General features: G+C 38.6%; 16 protein-coding genes. 3 read left to right on the forward strand and 13 right to left on the reverse strand.

The features are described from left to right. Positions 1 to 197: 197 nt before the first annotated feature. The 3 genes from AAOP42_RS12650 (at position 198) to AAOP42_RS12660 (ending at position 4,927) form a co-directional block, all read left to right on the forward strand. Complete coding sequence (locus tag AAOP42_RS12650; RefSeq protein WP_349528890.1) at positions 198 to 1,721, forward strand: sulfatase family protein; 1,524 nt, start codon at positions 198 to 200, stop codon at positions 1,719 to 1,721. A gap of 62 nt (positions 1,722 to 1,783) precedes the next feature. Beyond that, positions 1,784 to 3,241, forward strand: coding sequence for a sulfatase family protein (locus tag AAOP42_RS12655; RefSeq protein WP_349528891.1), 1,458 nt, complete (start codon positions 1,784 to 1,786; stop codon positions 3,239 to 3,241). A gap of 162 nt (positions 3,242 to 3,403) precedes the next feature. Next, the gene (locus AAOP42_RS12660; protein WP_349528892.1) at positions 3,404 to 4,927 is read left to right on the forward strand and encodes a carbon-nitrogen hydrolase family protein; all 1,524 of its coding nucleotides are present in this window, start codon (positions 3,404 to 3,406) and stop codon (positions 4,925 to 4,927) included. Between the two features lie 13 nt (positions 4,928 to 4,940). Here the strand turns inward: AAOP42_RS12660 and AAOP42_RS12665 are convergent, their stop codons facing one another. The 13 genes from AAOP42_RS12665 to AAOP42_RS12725 form a co-directional block, all read right to left on the reverse strand. After that, on the reverse strand, positions 4,941 to 5,681 hold the full coding sequence (locus tag AAOP42_RS12665) for an NYN domain-containing protein (protein WP_349528893.1): 741 nt from the start codon (positions 5,679 to 5,681) through the stop codon (positions 4,941 to 4,943). 57 nt (positions 5,682 to 5,738) lie between these two features. Further along, the gene (locus AAOP42_RS12670; protein ID WP_349528894.1) at positions 5,739 to 6,989 is read right to left on the reverse strand and encodes a glutamate-5-semialdehyde dehydrogenase; all 1,251 of its coding nucleotides are present in this window, start codon (positions 6,987 to 6,989) and stop codon (positions 5,739 to 5,741) included. Positions 6,990 to 7,132: 143 nt separating this feature from the next. Then, positions 7,133 to 7,429, reverse strand: coding sequence for a GIY-YIG nuclease family protein (locus AAOP42_RS12675; RefSeq protein WP_349528895.1), 297 nt, complete (start codon positions 7,427 to 7,429; stop codon positions 7,133 to 7,135). Positions 7,430 to 7,586: 157 nt separating this feature from the next. Then, positions 7,587 to 8,663: a glutamate 5-kinase gene (proB, locus tag AAOP42_RS12680; RefSeq protein ID WP_349528896.1), complete on the reverse strand. Its 1,077-nt coding sequence runs from the start codon at positions 8,661 to 8,663 to the stop codon at positions 7,587 to 7,589. A 1-nt stretch (position 8,664) separates the two neighbouring features. Then, positions 8,665 to 9,531, reverse strand: coding sequence for a formyltetrahydrofolate deformylase (purU, locus tag AAOP42_RS12685; RefSeq protein WP_349528897.1), 867 nt, complete (start codon positions 9,529 to 9,531; stop codon positions 8,665 to 8,667). A gap of 169 nt (positions 9,532 to 9,700) precedes the next feature. After that, the gene (locus tag AAOP42_RS12690) at positions 9,701 to 9,916 is read right to left on the reverse strand and encodes a four helix bundle protein (RefSeq protein WP_349528898.1); all 216 of its coding nucleotides are present in this window, start codon (positions 9,914 to 9,916) and stop codon (positions 9,701 to 9,703) included. A gap of 55 nt (positions 9,917 to 9,971) precedes the next feature. After that, positions 9,972 to 11,240 (reverse strand): O-acetylhomoserine aminocarboxypropyltransferase/cysteine synthase family protein, encoded by a 1,269-nt coding sequence (locus tag AAOP42_RS12695; RefSeq protein WP_349528899.1) that lies wholly within the window; start codon positions 11,238 to 11,240, stop codon positions 9,972 to 9,974. A 61-nt stretch (positions 11,241 to 11,301) separates the two neighbouring features. Then, complete coding sequence (gene argH, locus AAOP42_RS12700; protein ID WP_349528900.1) at positions 11,302 to 12,588, reverse strand: argininosuccinate lyase; 1,287 nt, start codon at positions 12,586 to 12,588, stop codon at positions 11,302 to 11,304. Positions 12,589 to 12,708: 120 nt separating this feature from the next. After that, positions 12,709 to 13,041 (reverse strand): DUF5615 family PIN-like protein, encoded by a 333-nt coding sequence (locus AAOP42_RS12705; RefSeq protein WP_349528901.1) that lies wholly within the window; start codon positions 13,039 to 13,041, stop codon positions 12,709 to 12,711. Further along, positions 13,038 to 13,274, reverse strand: coding sequence for a DUF433 domain-containing protein (locus AAOP42_RS12710; RefSeq protein ID WP_349528902.1), 237 nt, complete (start codon positions 13,272 to 13,274; stop codon positions 13,038 to 13,040). Before AAOP42_RS12710 ends, AAOP42_RS12705 begins: the two co-directional genes overlap by 4 nt. Before the next feature lie 74 nt (positions 13,275 to 13,348). After that, positions 13,349 to 14,407 carry a M20 family metallo-hydrolase gene (locus tag AAOP42_RS12715; RefSeq protein ID WP_349528903.1) on the reverse strand — a complete coding sequence of 353 codons (1,059 nt, stop codon included), beginning with the start codon at positions 14,405 to 14,407 and terminating at the stop codon, positions 13,349 to 13,351. 2 nt (positions 14,408 to 14,409) lie between these two features. Then, positions 14,410 to 15,186, reverse strand: a complete 777-nt coding sequence (gene argB, locus AAOP42_RS12720; RefSeq protein ID WP_349528904.1) for an acetylglutamate kinase — start codon at positions 15,184 to 15,186, stop codon at positions 14,410 to 14,412. Between the two features lie 45 nt (positions 15,187 to 15,231). Next, positions 15,232 to 16,179, reverse strand: a complete 948-nt coding sequence (locus tag AAOP42_RS12725) for a Rossmann-fold NAD(P)-binding domain-containing protein (protein WP_349528905.1) — start codon at positions 16,177 to 16,179, stop codon at positions 15,232 to 15,234. Positions 16,180 to 16,203 lie beyond the last annotated feature (24 nt).

Below are 16,203 nucleotides of genomic sequence, written 5' to 3' on the forward strand. Positions count from 1 at the left end.
ATAAGCATCAACAAAAGTGATTATTTCCCATTTTGGAATAAGCAAAGTTCTTTTAAAAATCCAAGGAAAAATTCTCAATGCTTCTGCTAATCCCACTGTACATGTATTTAAATCAGAAAAGTAAGTTGTGTTGTTGTGCATTGTAAACTCCTTTTGTGTATAATTGAAGTACATATAACTAATTGAATAAATAGATTATGAAAAACCACTTGGTGATATTATTATACTTATTGGTAACTGCTTGTAGTAGGCCTGAGTCTAATGAAAAAGATTCAACATTGGTAAAACCCAACATCGTATTTATATATACAGATGATCAGACCTATGAGACAATAAGTGCTTTAGGCTACAATGAAATCCATACACCCAATATGGATCGTTTGGTTGACTCTGGTACTACTTTCACTCATGCCTACAACATGGGCGGCTGGAATGGAGCTATATGTGTAGCTTCCAGGGCAATGATTAATTCTGGTGCTTTTATTTGGAATGCACAACAAAAGTCAGGTATATGGAAGCAAAAAGACTCTGTTGCCACTAGTCAGTCCTGGGGAAGGCTGATGGCTAAGCAGGGATATAATACTTATATGACAGGAAAATGGCATGTTCCTGTGCCGGCAGGTGAACTTTTTGACCAGGCTGAGCATGTGCGTCCGGGAATGCCTCATGATAAGGGAGGCCAACTGAGAGGCTCAATCCAAAAATGGAAAGAAGAATCCGGAGATATGAAAGATTGGAACGAATACATGCCTGTAGGTTATGGCCGTCCTTTAAGTGAAGATGATGATTCATGGTTGCCAACAGATACCACTCAGGGTGGATTTTGGAAAGGAGGAAAGCACTGGAGTGAAGTAGTGAAAGATGATGCACTTGGTTTTATAGCAGATGCGACAAAAAAAGAAGACCCATTTTTCATGTATCTGGCTTTTAATGCACCTCATGATCCACGTCAATCTCCGCAGAAGTTTATAGATATGTATCCGCTGGATAATATAGCTGTTCCCGAGAGTTTTTTACCCGAATATCCATACAAGGATGATATGGGCAACAGTCCATCGTTGCGTGATGAGGCATTGGCACCCTATCCCAGGACGGAATATGCAGTAAAGAAACACCGACAGGAATACTATGCCATTATCACCCATTTGGATGAGCAGATAGGAAAAATACTGGATGCATTGGAAGCATCGGGTAAAATGGATAATACTTATATCTTTTTCACAGCTGACCATGGATTGTCAGTTGGCCAGCATGGACTGATAGGAAAACAAAGCTTGTTCGATCACAGCATCCGTGTTCCCCTAATGGTAGCAGGTCCGGATATTCCTAAAGGAAAACGGTTAGATCAGGACGTTTATTTACAAGATATTATGGCTACAAGCCTGGAGCTGGCTGGCATTGAAAAACCAAACTATGTTGAGTTCAATAGCTTTAAAGATATCATTGATGGCCAATATCAAAAAAGTCATTATGATGCCATTTATGGTGCCTATGTTAATTTTCAAAGGATGATCCGTAAGGATGGCTTTAAGTTAATTGTTTATCCAAAAATTAATAAGGTATTGCTATTTGACTTAAAAAATGATCCTGAAGAAATGAACGATCTTGCCGAAAACGAGGAATATGCCGATAAAGTCAAAAGTTTATTTAAAGATTTGATCGATTTACAAAAAACAATGGGTGATGAGTTGAACCTGAATGAAATTTACCAGCAGCTTTGATTTACACCAACTCTATAAAATTCTATAATATAATTTAAAGAACATAAATTTTTTACTGTAAAATGAAATATTGGATTTACCTGCTTTTAGCACTATTACAATGGAGTTGTTCAGAAGCCACGAAGAAGCAGGAGGTAGTAGAAAACACTAAACCCAACATTGTGTTTATATTGGTCGATGATTTGGGCAAAGAGTGGATCAGTAGCTATGGCGCAGAGGATATCAGTACACCTAATATAGATGCTTTGGCTAAGAGTGGGATAAAGTTCGATAATGTATATTCTATGCCACAGTGTACACCTACAAGAGTGACATTGCTCACAGGTCAGTATCCTTTCAGACATGGATGGGTAAACCATTGGGATGTTCCTCGTTGGGGAGGAGGAGCTCATTTTGATGAAACAATGAACCCCGCTCTTGTGAGGGAGATGAAAAAAGCAGGGTATAAAACCTGTATTGCCGGTAAATGGCAAATAGATGATTTTAGAGTAGAGCCTGATGCTTTGACCAAGGTTGGTTTTGACGAATACTGTATGTGGACTGGTTATGAATCGGGGATAGCAGCCAGTGCTAACCGATATCAGGATCCTTATGTTTTCACCTCTACTGGCAGCCAAACTTATGAAGGAAAGTTTGGCCCGGATATATTCAGGGATTTTATTACCCGGTTTATCAACAAACACAAAGCATCTCCAATGTTTATTTATTACCCGATGGTATTGACCCACCCACCATTGGTAAATACACCTGATGAAGTGGCAGAGACCAAACTTGGTAAACACAAAGCTATGGTGAATTATACAGATAAAATCACCGGGCAAATTGTTCAGACTTTGGAAGATGCCGGCATTCGTGACAACACCATTATAGTTTGGACTACCGATAATGGTACTTCAGGAGGAATTGTCGGCAGCTATAAGGGTAGAAAAATCAATGGTGCAAAATCCAAAACTACTGAACAAGGAATATGCGAACCATTTATAGTGAGCTGGCCGAAACTTGTTAAGCCCAATCAGGTATCAGATGCGTTGATTGATTTTACGGATATTTTACCTACATTCATTGATATAGCAGGTGGCTCATTGCCTAAAGCTAATGCTTTAGGCAATCCTGTAACAATTGACGGCAGGTCTTTTAAAAACATATTGCTAAACAATGAACAAACTTCCAACCGTCAATGGATATTGGGAATGGGAGGCGGAAATAATGCCCGACTCACAGAGAATGGGGTTGAAAACCAATATGCCTTTAGAGATAGAGTATTGAGAAACAAGCAGTATAAATTGTATATTGGAACAGACAGGAAACCGGAAAAGTTTTTTTATCTCAAAAATGATCCTTATGAAGAAGAAGATATTCTTCTGGAATTGAATACCCCGGAGAGGAAGGCCAATTTCGAACAATTGGCGGCTGTAGTTAATACTTTTCCAGATAAGGACTTTGATCCTAAATATGTGCCCAATCTATCACAACCTTGGGATGTGGAAATTACTGTTGAAAGTCAGGTGTGGAAAAAATGAGATAGATGATTTACAGATTGCTGACTGCCCTTTAGGTTTATGGAACCTGTTGGAGAATTCTATGGATGTATTTTTAAACGGTTCTGAGATAAAGTCTGGTAGCTGTTTGACCCTTTTGGAATAGTCAATTTAGAAAATTTCTAAACGATAATAGCCCTGAGTATGAAAGAAATAGAAAACATTGAATTGACTTTTTTAAGTCTTGATGATTATCAGGAGCTCAAAGAAGCTATGATAGAATCTTATGCCAATTTATCCAATGCCTATTGGTCGGAAAAGCATATAAAGTCTTTGATAGACCGATTTCCTGAGGGACAGGTTGTGATTAAAATCAACAATGAAATAGCAGGGTGTGCATTGTCTATTATTGTTAATTATAGCAAATTCGATGACCAGCATACCTATAAGGAAGTAACGGGAAACTACACTTTCAAAACCCATACCGGAGATGGAGATATTCTATATGGTATTGATGTGTTCATCAAACCGGAATTTCGAGGATTACGATTGGGAAGGAGGCTTTATGATTATCGGAAGGAACTGTGTGAGCGGTTGAACCTAAAAGGGATTGTATTTGGGGGAAGAATCCCCAATTATTACAAGTATTCAGATAAATTATCACCGAAAGAATACATTGATAAAGTCAAAAGGAAAGAAATCCATGATCCTGTTTTCAACTTTCAGATTTCAAATGATTTTCACCCAGCTAAGATTTTAAAAAACTATCTGGAAGGGGATAAGGATTCCAATGATTATGCTGTGTTGTTGGAGTGGGACAATCTTTACTACGAAAAACAAAATAAGAAACCGAGTATAACCAAGAAAGTAGTAAGGCTGGGTTTAATCCAATGGCAAATGCGCCCCTATAAACATTTGGATGAATTATTGCAGCAAGCTGAGTACTTTATTGACGCAGTATCAGGCTACAGGTCAGATTTTGCATTGTTTCCGGAGTTTTTCAATGCTCCTCTGATGGCTGAAAACAACCATCTGCATGAACCTCAGGCCATTAGAGAGTTGGCCAAACATACGGCTGTCATTGTTCAGAAATTTTCTGAATTGGCTATTTCATACAACATCAATATTATATCCGGGAGTATGCCGGAAATACTAAACGACAGGCTCTATAATGTAGGATATCTCTGCAAAAGGGATGGATCCGTGGAAAGGTATGAAAAACTACATGTAACCCCTGATGAAGCCAAAGTATGGGGAATGGAAGGCGGGAGTAAGATCAGGGTATTTGATACAGATTGTGGTAAAATAGGAATCCTGATCTGTTACGATGTAGAGTTTCCTGAGTTGAGTAGAATCCTGGCAGAAGAAGGAATGGATATTTTATTTGTTCCTTTTTTGACGGACACTCAAAACGGATATTCACGTGTGCGTAACTGCGCCCAGGCCAGAGCTATTGAAAATGAATGCTACGTCGCAATTGCCGGAAGTGTTGGTAACCTGCCAAAGGTGCACAATATGGATATTCAGTTTGCTCAGTCTATGGTTTTCACCCCATGTGATTTTGCTTTTCCGGTGAATGGTATAAAAGCCGAAGCAACTCCAAATACGGAAATGATATTGATTGCTGATGTTGATATTGATTTACTAAGAGAGTTAAATCAATTTGGAAGTGTGAGAAATCTCAAAGACAGGCGTACGGATTTATTTGAGTTGAAAAAACGGGAATAACGAGGAGGAAAAATTATGCTTTTTTCACTTTATTTCGGACATAAATCAACTTAACACGTCCGCTACTTTGGTCTCTTCGTTCGATTTCAAATTGTTCTATTGAAGCAAACAGCGGAGTTAGTTTTTCAAAGCCAAAATTTCTGGAATCAAAGTTTGGTTGTTTTTTAAGAATAAGCGAACCTACATCCCCCATAAAAGCCCAGCCATCTTCGTCTGCAGTATCTGCTACAGAATTTCTAAGTAATCGAATGACATTAGGAGTGATTTTATCAACATTCGATTCTTTCTTTTTTCCTTTCCCATCCTGATTGTCATCACTGGGTTTTAGGATTTCCAGATAAATAAACTTGTCACAGGCTACTATAAAAGGGTTGGGTGTTTTCTTTTCCCCAATACCAAAAACTTGCATTCCAGCTTCTCTCAATCGGGTCGCTAATTTGGTAAAGTCACTATCGGATGAAACCAGGCAAAAACCATCTACTTTACCCGAATAGAGTATGTCCATGGCATCAATAATCATGGCAGAATCTGTGGCGTTCTTGCCAGTAGTGTATGCGTATTGCTGTATCGGGTTTATAGCATTTTCGAGTAAAATATTTTTCCAATTGGCCAAATATGGCTTAGTCCAATCCCCATATATTCTTTTAATAGTAGGAGTGCCGTACTTCGTGACTTCCTCCATCATTTCTTTAATGTATTTTGCAGGAATGTTATCACCATCGATAAGTACTGCCAGTTTTGTGTCTTTTATCATAATTGCATTTAAAGGTACAGAAAATTACTGTCCCTTTTTTGAGCTGTTGTTTTTCTTTTAAGCCCGGGTATGCCCGTCACCTTTTACAATCCATTTGTAAGTCGTAATTTCTTCCAGTGCCATTGGCCCCCGTGCATGTAGTTTTTGTGTGCTGATTCCTATTTCTGCTCCCAAACCAAATTGAGCTCCATCTGTAAAAGCTGTTGAAGTGTTGGCATATACGGCTGCTGCATCAACACCATTCAAAAATTTTTCAATGTTGCCCGAATCTTCAGAAATAATAGCTTCACTGTGTTTGGAACTATGTGCTGAAATGTGATCCAAAGCTTCGTCTAAACTATTTACAGTTTTAATAGCCATTTTATTGGATAAAAATTCCGTTCCAAAATGTTCTTCGTCAGCATGAAACAAAAGAGGTGCAGGATAATGATCTTTTATTCGTTCGAAAGAAAGCGCATCTGCATAAATCGCAGTTTCTTTTTCTGCCAATGGTGCAGTAATACTTTCCAAATCAGCCAACCTGTTTTTATGAATCAACAGACAATCCAGCGCATTGCATACACTCACCCTTCGGGTTTTTGAGTTGCAGATTATGTCACTGCCTTTGGAGAGGTCACCACTTTCGTCGAAGTAAATGTGTACTATGCCTGCTCCGGTTTCAATTGTAGGCACTTTGGCATTTTCCCGAACGAAGTTGATCAGATTTTGACTTCCACGGGGAATGATTACATCTACATATTCTCTGGCATTTAACAGTTCAGTAGTTGCTGATCGGTCTGTAGGGAGAAGTGTCACCATATTTTTGTTAATGCCATGCTTTTCTAATACTTCTTGTATTAAAGCTACTATAGCCGTATTGGAATACTCAGCATCACTGCTACCTTTCAGAATACACGCATTTTTTGTTTTGAAACACAACGAAAAAACATCAAAAGATACATTTGGCCGGGCTTCATAAATAATGCCTATTACACCCATCGGTACCCTGACCTTAGACAAGTGGAGTCCGTTTTCGAGTGTTTTTTCAGAAATCACTTCACCAACAGGGCTTTTTAATTTAGAGACATTGATGATGTCGGCAGCAATGTCCTTGATTCTGGTTTCAGTTAACATTAAGCGATCATATTTCGGATCGTTCTTGTCCATTCTTTCCAGGTCTTTTTGATTGGCCGCAAGCAATAGGGGAATGTTGTCAATGGCTGTTTGTGCCACATCAACCAATACCATTTTGATGGTATCTTCCGACAGGCTCAATAGTTCTCTACTGGCTTGCTTAGCGTTTTGAAAAGTCGGTTGTAATGTGTTCATATTTTGTTTCTTTATTTTCTTAGGTCAACCCGACGAAGTAGAAGCTTTCCTGGCGTCTTGCAATAACCCTGGAAGATCTCTACCTGTCGGTAGACATGGCTTCCAAAGTCGGGATGACATGCTACTGTTAGTAATGATTTCGTTTATAATTCTCGATAATCATAAAATTTCCAATTTTTATTAGTCGTTGCTATCAATTCTTCTTTCTTTTTACGACTCCATTTTTTTAATTCTTTCTCTCTGTCAATAGCATCATTTATGTATTGAAACCTTTCCCAATAAATTAGATTATAGCAATAATATCTTCCTGCAAACGTATTGGACTTTCCTCGGTTTTCATAGTGTTGTTGCATTCTGGTAAAAAGATCATTTGTTACTCCAATATATAGAACGCTTTTGCCAGGGTTTGTGGTGATATATACAAAGTAATTGTGATTCATTAATCCTATTAGAGATTCAACATCTTTAGTTTGTCAATTAAATAAGCTCTTATGTCACCTCGACGTAGGAGAGGTCTTCCTAGCATCTTGTGATAGGCTTGGAGGATACCTCCAAAGTCGGGGTGATAAATGATATTTGCGTAATCAAATTGCCAATTCAACTCAAAAACAGATAATTGTAATGTACCAATACGGGACTCCCCTTTATTCCGATGCATTCTTTTGCTTTTTCTGAATCATATTTTACCATGCCTAGTGCTATGGGTGTTCCTTTTTCATCCTGTATGCTGATGACGTCTCCTTTTTTGAAGTATCCGGAAATGCTTACTATTCCAACAGGTAGTAAACTACTTGCTTTATCGGAAGTAAGTGCAGCTTTTGCTCCTTCGTTGATTGTGATATACCCTTTAGAAAAACTACCTGATTGAGCGACCCATTTTTTTAAGTCTGATGTATCCTTGTTATCTGAAGGGAAATGTGTTCCGGTTTTTTTTGCTAGCAAATTTTCAACCACATCATTTTTTGATCCATTTCCGATGTACACATCAATACCCAGTTTGGATATTTTAACAGCGGTGTTTGCTTTGGCTGTCATGCCACCTCGTCCAAAGTTTGATTTTGTATTAACAATATACTCCTCCAGATTGGTTTCTTTTGCGTTGTATTCGCTGATCAATTTTGAATCTTCATTTTCGGGATGTCCTGTGAAAATACCATCTACATTGGTAAGGATGACCAGCGCATCTACGTCCATCATTGCAGCTACTAATCCTGATAATTCGTCATTATCAGTAAACATCAATTCGGTAATGGAAATGACATCATTTTCATTGATTATGGGAGTGACATTGCTCCTCAATAATGCATCCAGACAGTTTTTCATATTGAGGTAATGTTGTCTGGTACGAAAGTCCTCTTTTGTCACCAGTACCTGTGAGCATAACAATTTTTTGAGTGAAAAATGATTGCTGTATATTTTCATCAACTCAATCTGTCCGATGGAAGCGAGGACTTGTCTTCTGGAAATGGTATCGAGAGAGTCTGTTTTACCGATTTTGCTTCTGCCTGCTGCTACTGCACCTGAGGAAACAAGGATGACCTGAATGTCTTTTGCTCTTAATCTCGCTACCTGATCCACCAGATTTTCGATGCGCTTTACATCAGGAAGCCCACTCGCAAGTGTCAACACATTTGACCCTATTTTTATCAGAACCCGCTTAACCTCTTTACCCATTTTATTGAAATATAATAGTTTTTTTACCCTGCATCAAAATTCTGTTTTCAGCGTAATAATGGATTGCTTTGGCCAACACCATGCGCTCCAAATCCCTGCCTTTACGAATGAGGTCTCTGGTAGTATCTCTGTGAGAAATTCTGGTAATGTCTTGTTCTATAATAGGCCCTTCGTCAATGTCTTTGGTAACGAAATGACTCGTAGCACCAATGATTTTTACACCTCTTTCATACGCCTGCTTGTATGGATTGCCACCAATAAAAGCAGGCAAAAATGAGTGGTGGATATTTATGATATTGTTGGGGTAGTGACTGACAAAATCTTCTGACAATACCTGCATGTATCTTGCCAGTACCAGCGTGTCAATATTGTGCTCTCTGAGCAATGACAATTCCTTCTCTTCCTGTTCTTTTTTGTTTTCTTTGGTAATGGGAAAGATGAAATATGGAATGCCATATTGATCTGCCAGAGGTTTTAAATCCGCATGATTAGAAATGACAAGTGGTATATCTATTGGATATTCTCCGTTTTTATGTCGCCACAGGATTTCCAAAAGGCAATGATCGTATTTGGAAACAAATATGGCAACACGGCTATGGTTTCCTGAAAACCTGATCTGCCATTGAGCATTCATTGACTCGGCGATTGGCGCAAAGAACTCTTCTACATCCTGAGCAGGAATTTTAAATTTTCGCATTTCCCATGATACACGTACCGAAAATATTTTTTCAATAGGATCAACATGCTCATGTAGATTGATAATGTTGCCGCCGTTTTCAAAAACAAAATTGGAGATACGGGACACGAGTCCTACCTGATCAGGACCTGAAAGTAATAATGTGGCTTGTGTGTTTTTGTCCGTATTCATTTTTTGTTTTATTTAAAGAGGCTATCTCAAAATGCAGATATTTCCCAGATTCCTGACTGCCGTTAGGCAGGTATTCCGGGATCTGTCTTAGAAACAACTGTTTATGCTATTTCAAAGGGATGCCGGAACAAGTCCGGCAATTGTTTAACCCTTTTGAGGTAGCCTCTTTTTACTTACCATATTTAATGTACAAAAGCTGTTTAAACTCCTTGTTGGTTTGTCTTTCAAACCCTTCAGCGATATTATTCATAACGGATACAGAGGCTCGTTCAATTTGATTTCGAAAGCTAAAATCTTTCTCCTCTTTGAACAAAGTATATACTCCAATAGCAAACTTTTTCGATTTTTGCCATGATAATATATCCTCAAACCCCTCTATCCGCATATTAATCTACTTTTTAACTTTCAACTTGATAACTTTAAAACTTTCCACTTATTTTCTAAGCATTCAATGCCTGCTCCAAATCAGCTTTGATGTCTTCAATGTCTTCAATACCTACACAAAGTCTGATCATTTCATTTGTAACACCAGCTGTCTTTAACTCCTCTTCAGTCAGTTGTCTGTGGGTAGTAGAAGCAGGATGACATGCCAAAGATTTAGCATCACCGATGTTTACTAACCTCTTAAACATGCCGAGTGCATCATAAAACTTCACAGCTGCATCATATCCGCCTTTAATACCAAATGTTAATAGAGAAGCGGGTTTCCCGTCACAATACTTCTGAGCCAATTTATGATAGGGGCTGCTTTTTAACCCGGCAAAGCTTACCCATTCTACCTTCGGATGTGCTTCCAGGTATTCAGCTACTGCTTGTGCATTTTCACAATGACGCTCCATTCTGAGTCCCAATGTTTCCAATCCCTGAAGAATTTGGAAAGCACTCGTGGCAGGAAGACACGATCCTGTATTTCTCAATGCTACAGTTCTGCATCTTCCAATGTACGCTGCAGCTTCAAATGCTTCTGTATATACCACACCATGGTAGGATGGTTCAGGAGTATTGAGCATGTGAAATTTTTCTTTATGTTCTGTCCATGGGAATTTGCCCGAATCAACAATCACACCACCCAAAGTAGTACCATGTCCTCCGATGTATTTAGTCAACGCATGTACTACGATATCAGCACCATAAGCGATAGGGTTGATTATCATAGGTGTGGCTACTGTATTATCAACTATAAGAGGCACTCCGTGAGAATGAGCCATTTTTGCGATGGCTTCAATGTCAACAATATTACCGGCTGGGTTGCCTATAGTTTCAGAAAATACCGCTTTGGTTTTATCGTCAATTAATTTAGCCAGATCTTCTGCCTTATCTGATGCAGCAAATCTTACTTCTATTCCTTGCTTAGGCAGCATGTGGGCAAACAAAGTGTAAGTACCGCCATACAATTGTGGTGTAGCTACGATGTTATCACCCATTTCAGCTATATTCAAAATAGAATAGTTGATGGCTGCCATTCCTGAGCTTACTGCCAGAGAAGCAATTCCGCCTTCCAGTTCTGCAATTCTTTTTTCCAAAACATCAACCGTAGGGTTCATTATACGGCTGTAGATATTGCCGGGCACAGCAAGATTGAACAGATCTGCTCCGTGTTGGGCATCATCAAATTCATACGCTACAGTTTGATAAATAGGAACAGCAACAGATTTAGTTGTGCTTTCGGTTTCGTAACCAGAGTGGATTGCAATCGAATTTTTTTTCATAGTATAGATTGATAGTAGTGGGAAAAATAATTTCTATTCAATATTAAATTCAAAGATTGATTTATGATTGAAAAACCTTTTTAAATTTTTCTTTTATTTCACTGTTGCACAGGTTGCCTGTACTTCCTTCGTGTGTGTGGTCTAGTTCTCTTTTTGGTTTGTAAGTGCCATCAGCTACTGATTTGGCTACATTTTTATAGGCATCTCTAAAAGGTATCCCATTTTTCATATCTTCATTCAATACATCCACACTGAAAATGTAGTCATATTTTGGATCGTCAGTTATATTTGACTTTACCTCTGTTTTTTCCAAAGCAAAAATGGCGACCGTCAGACATGCTTTCAGGCTTTCAATGGCGGGAATAAATGATTCCTTTACCAATTGTAAATCCCTGTGGTAGCCACTTGGCAGGTTGTTGGTGATCAACAATAATTCGTTTGGCAGATTTTGTATTTTATTGCATTTGGCTCGTATTAATTCAAAAACATCAGGGTTTTTTTTATGTGGCATGATGCTGGATCCGGTTGTCAACTCATCCGGGAAGGTGAGAAATCCAAAATTCTGACTCATATACAAAGTAATGTCCATAGACAATTTTGATAGCGTTCCCGCTACTGATGACATGGCGTAAGCGGTGGACTTCTCTACTTTTCCTCGACTCATTTGAGCCGCCACTGAATTGTATTTTAGGGTTTCAAAGCCCATCAATTTGGTGGTCATTGTTCTGTTCAATGGAAATGAAGAACCATATCCTGCACCCGATCCAAGTGGGTTTTGGTCTGCTATTTTATAGGCTGCATTTAACATGTGTATGTCGTCAATCAATGACTCGGCATAGGCAGCAAACCACATCCCGAAAGAGGATGGCATAGCTGCTTGTAAATGGGTATAGCCGGGAATTAATTTATCTTTGTGTGTGTCGCTCAGTTTGATCAGCAGGTCAAACAATTCCTTAATTTGGTCTTTGATTGCCTTAATTTCTTCTTTGATGTACAGGTGGAGACAAACTAAAACCTGATCATTTCTGGAGCGTCCTGTATGGATTTTTTTTCCAGCATCACCCAACTCTTGAGTCAAATCGTACTCAATCTTAGAATGGACATCCTCAAAACTTTCAGCGATTTCGAAGGTCCCATTTTCAACGTCTGTTAGCATCTTGTCCAGGTTAGACAGCAATCCTTCCAATTCGGTTTTGTCTAAAATACCAATACTTTCCAGCATGGTAGCATGCGCTTTTGATGCGATGATGTCGTATTTCGCCAAATGCATGTCTAATTCACGGTCATTTCCGACTGTAAATTCTTCTATTAGGTTTTCTGTTTTATATCCTTTGTCCCAAAGTTTCATTTTAAATATGTTTAGTCAATAGTCAATAGTCAATAGTCTATGGTCGATTGCAACAAACTGTTGACTATCGACTGTGGTCTGACGAATATAGTTATGTTAAATATTTGCTGTTTTTTTTCTTCATATCAATTCTAAGCAGATACTTTTATTGTCTTTTTCAAATTTCTGAATTGTTACTTTATTCTTTAAAAGAAGGTACTCAATGTGGCTGGTTGCACTGTTGCCAGATTTTATCCATATCACTTTAGGTGGAATACCTCGAATAATGGCTATATCATAAAAATCGGAATCCTGAGTTACAATGGTAAAACCTTTATTTTTTGCAAACTCCCTTACTTCAAAATCGTCCGACTTGGATAATTCGTGATAACTCACATGACTGGAATTAGGGTAAAATTCTTCAAGTCTTTCGACTAATTTGTGTGAAAGGTTTTGATCAAACAAGAATTTCATTGAGCAACAACAGTAGCTTTGGATTCACGGTCTGAAGCAAACCGTAGAACTGCAGTTATATCGGAATCTGTAAGTTCAGGAAAATCGGCTAGAATTTCCGTTCGACTCATACCTGATGCCAGCCAATTGAGGATGTCATAGACAGTAATTCTCATATTTCGAATGCAGGGTTTACCTCCTCTTTTACCAGCCTCAATGGTTATTATGCTTTTATAATCTACTTCTTGATTCATGATCAAATATACTGATTTTCAAGATTTAATATTGTTTTGTTGGCAACTGTTGACTATCAACTGTGGCCTATGAACTATAAAATCACTTTTTCTAACAATTTAATATACAATTCAACTCCCTCTTTCAATTCATTGATATAGATAAATTCATCGGCTGTATGTGATCTGGCAGAATCACCCGGACCAATCTTCAAAGAAGGAACTGGTATCACTGCCTGATCAGAGGTAGTGGGGGAGCCATACGTTTTTCTTCCCAACTTCAAGCCAGCCTTCACCAGTGGATGATCCATCGGGATGGATGATGATTTCAATCGTACTGATCTGGGTGTAATCTCTGCCAATGTATTTTTATCTATAATTTCCATTACTTCTTCATGAGTATAGGCGTCCGTTACCCTGATGTCGATTGTATAGCTGCATTCGGCAGGTACTACATTGTGCTGGCTTCCCGCATTTACTATGGTGACAGACATTTTCATAGGTCCCAAAGTGTCTGAAACTCTATCAAATTTATAGTTCTTGATCCAATCAATGTCTTTTATGGCCTTGTAAATGGCATTGTCTCCTTCTTCTCTGGCTGCATGTCCGCTGATGCCTTTGGCTACAGCATCTACTACCAACAGTCCTTTTTCCGATACAGCCAAGTCCATTAATGTTGGTTCACCAATTATAGCAACATCAATTTTTGGAAGTTTGTCCAAAATACTTTCTACGCCATTCTGTCCTGAAATCTCTTCTTCCGCAGTAGCGGCCATTACGAGATTGTACTTTAGATTTTCTTCTTTATAAAAATGAACAAAAGCAGTAATCAGGCTTGTTAATGCTCCTCCTGCATCATTACTGCCCAGACCATAGAGTTTACCATCTTTTTCTATTGGTGAAAACGGATCATTAGTATAGCCTTTGTTTGGTTTTACCGTGTCGTGGTGTGAGTTGAGTAGAATTGTTGGTTTGCTGGCATCATAATATTTGTTGACAGCCCATACATTGTTCAGGTGTTGGTTTGTTTCAACACCATTGTCTGTAAATACCTTTTTGATTAATGCAGCAGTTGTGTCTTCTTCCCGGGAAAAAGACTGTATCGAAATCAGGTCTTTCAAAAATTGCAATGTATTGATTTGCTCCTTATGCATGTTTATTTTGTCAGTTTTGTCCCTTTTTCTTCCAAAATATAGTCAGCATGTTTGATGCTTACCATACTCACACCATTGTCAATGGCATTGAAAGAATTGTCTAATTTAGGGATCATTCCATCGTGAATTGCACCTGCTTGTATTAATTCTTTGTAATGTTTTTGGTCAATATGGTCAATCACAGAATTATCGTCATTGACATCTCTCAAAACACCCTTTTTGTCAAAACAATAGATCAGTTGAGTATCATAAAATGATGATAATGCAACAGCCAGGCCCGATGCAATGGTATCGGCATTGGTATTGAGCATGTTGCCTTTTTGGTCGTGCGTAAGGGCACAAAATATAGGAACAATACCCATTTCTATGATTTTGACCAGCAGTTCGGCTTTAATATCCTCAGTGTTAAAATCACCTACAAATCCGTAATCAATTTCTGTGTTAACTCTTTTATGAGCGGGAATAATGTTCATGTCAGCACCTGTCAAGCCCAACGCATTGCAATCTAAAGATTGAAGGTCAGCAACAATATTTTTATTGATTTGTCCGGCATACACTCCGGTAACTAGTTTGATGGTAGCCTCATCAGTTACCCGACGGCCATTGACCATGTTCACCGGAATGCCTAATTGCTTGCTCATTTCTGTAGCCAGTTTTCCGCCACCATGAACCAATATCTTTGATCCTTCTACTTTGGCAAAGTTTTGAAGGAACTTGTCCAATGCTTCAGGGTTGTCGATGATGTTTCCACCTATTTTTATTATTTGAATTTTGTTCATTGATTAGTCGATAGTCAATAGTCAACAGTCAACAGCCGCTATGGACTATAGACTGTTGTCTATCGACTGAATTATTTTCTTTAAAACTATTTGCGCCCCAATCTCCCTGTTTTTCGCTTGTTTATATACAATTGAATTGTCGATTACTGAATCAGTGGCCACTACATTTCTTCTGATCGGAAGGCAATGCATAAACTTCCCATTGTTGGTCAATGACATTAGTTTGTCGTCTATAGTCCAGTTGCCTTCTACATCTGGTTTTTCTCCATAGTGCGCATAGCTCGACCAGTTTTTGGCATATACAAAATCTGCTCCTTCGAATGCTTCCTGCTGGTTGTTGATGATTGGAATGCCATTGGTGAATTCTTCCTTCAGTTCATATCCCTTAGGGTGTGTAAGTACCACTTCAGCATCGGTGTGTTTCACCCATTGTAAAAAGGAGTTGGTAACTGCCTGTGGTAAAACCCTTGGATGAGGTGCCCAACTCACTGCTATTTTTGGTCTTTTAATTCCAGATTCTTTGATGGTAATCATATCGGTCAGAGACTGTAAAGGATGTAAAGTGGCAGATTCCAAGCTCACAACTGGCACATCAGAATATTTTACAAAATCACTCATGATGTTTTCATTGTAATCTTCTTCTCGGTTCTTCAATCCAGGAAAACTACGAACACCTAAAATATCGCAATACTGGCTCATCACTTTTACAGCATCTTTGATATGCTCTTGTGAGCCTCCGTCCATGACCGCTCCATCCTGAAACTCAATGTTCCATCCGTCGTTATTGAGGTTCATCACCATCACATCCATGCCGAGATTGAGGGCAGCCCTGTGGGTGCTCAACCTGGTTCTGAGGCTGGGATTAAGAAAAACCAAGCCAATGGTTTTCCCTCTACCTAATTCAGGAGTATAAACAGTTTTTTTAAGATTTATCGCTTCATCTACAAGTGCCTTTACATCACCCGCATCATCAACTGAGATGAATTTTTTCATTTTCTAATACTTTGGTTAAACAAT

The sequence above is a fragment of the Reichenbachiella sp. MALMAid0571 genome, assembly GCF_040151475.1.
Taxonomy (GTDB): domain Bacteria; phylum Bacteroidota; class Bacteroidia; order Cytophagales; family Cyclobacteriaceae; genus CAXBNB01.

Bases quoted from the DNA above. Each gene is read 5' to 3' on its own strand.
- AAOP42_RS12650 (WP_349528890.1), top strand. From the start codon at position 198: ATGAAAAACCACTTGGTGATATTATTATACTTATTGGTAACTGCTTGT.
- AAOP42_RS12655 (WP_349528891.1), top strand. From the start codon at position 1,784: ATGAAATATTGGATTTACCTGCTTTTAGCACTATTACAATGGAGTTGT.
- AAOP42_RS12660 (WP_349528892.1), top strand. From the start codon at position 3,404: ATGAAAGAAATAGAAAACATTGAATTGACTTTTTTAAGTCTTGATGAT.
- AAOP42_RS12665 (WP_349528893.1), bottom strand. From the start codon at position 5,681: ATGATAAAAGACACAAAACTGGCAGTACTTATCGATGGTGATAACATT.
- AAOP42_RS12670 (WP_349528894.1), bottom strand. From the start codon at position 6,989: ATGAACACATTACAACCGACTTTTCAAAACGCTAAGCAAGCCAGTAGA.
- AAOP42_RS12675 (WP_349528895.1), bottom strand. From the start codon at position 7,429: ATGAATCACAATTACTTTGTATATATCACCACAAACCCTGGCAAAAGC.
- proB (WP_349528896.1), bottom strand. From the start codon at position 8,663: ATGGGTAAAGAGGTTAAGCGGGTTCTGATAAAAATAGGGTCAAATGTG.
- purU (WP_349528897.1), bottom strand. From the start codon at position 9,531: ATGAATACGGACAAAAACACACAAGCCACATTATTACTTTCAGGTCCT.
- AAOP42_RS12690 (WP_349528898.1), bottom strand. From the start codon at position 9,916: ATGCGGATAGAGGGGTTTGAGGATATATTATCATGGCAAAAATCGAAA.
- AAOP42_RS12695 (WP_349528899.1), bottom strand. From the start codon at position 11,240: ATGAAAAAAAATTCGATTGCAATCCACTCTGGTTACGAAACCGAAAGC.
- argH (WP_349528900.1), bottom strand. From the start codon at position 12,588: ATGAAACTTTGGGACAAAGGATATAAAACAGAAAACCTAATAGAAGAA.
- AAOP42_RS12705 (WP_349528901.1), bottom strand. From the start codon at position 13,041: ATGAAATTCTTGTTTGATCAAAACCTTTCACACAAATTAGTCGAAAGA.
- AAOP42_RS12710 (WP_349528902.1), bottom strand. From the start codon at position 13,274: ATGAATCAAGAAGTAGATTATAAAAGCATAATAACCATTGAGGCTGGT.
- AAOP42_RS12715 (WP_349528903.1), bottom strand. From the start codon at position 14,407: ATGCATAAGGAGCAAATCAATACATTGCAATTTTTGAAAGACCTGATT.
- argB (WP_349528904.1), bottom strand. From the start codon at position 15,186: ATGAACAAAATTCAAATAATAAAAATAGGTGGAAACATCATCGACAAC.
- AAOP42_RS12725 (WP_349528905.1), bottom strand. From the start codon at position 16,179: ATGAAAAAATTCATCTCAGTTGATGATGCGGGTGATGTAAAGGCACTT.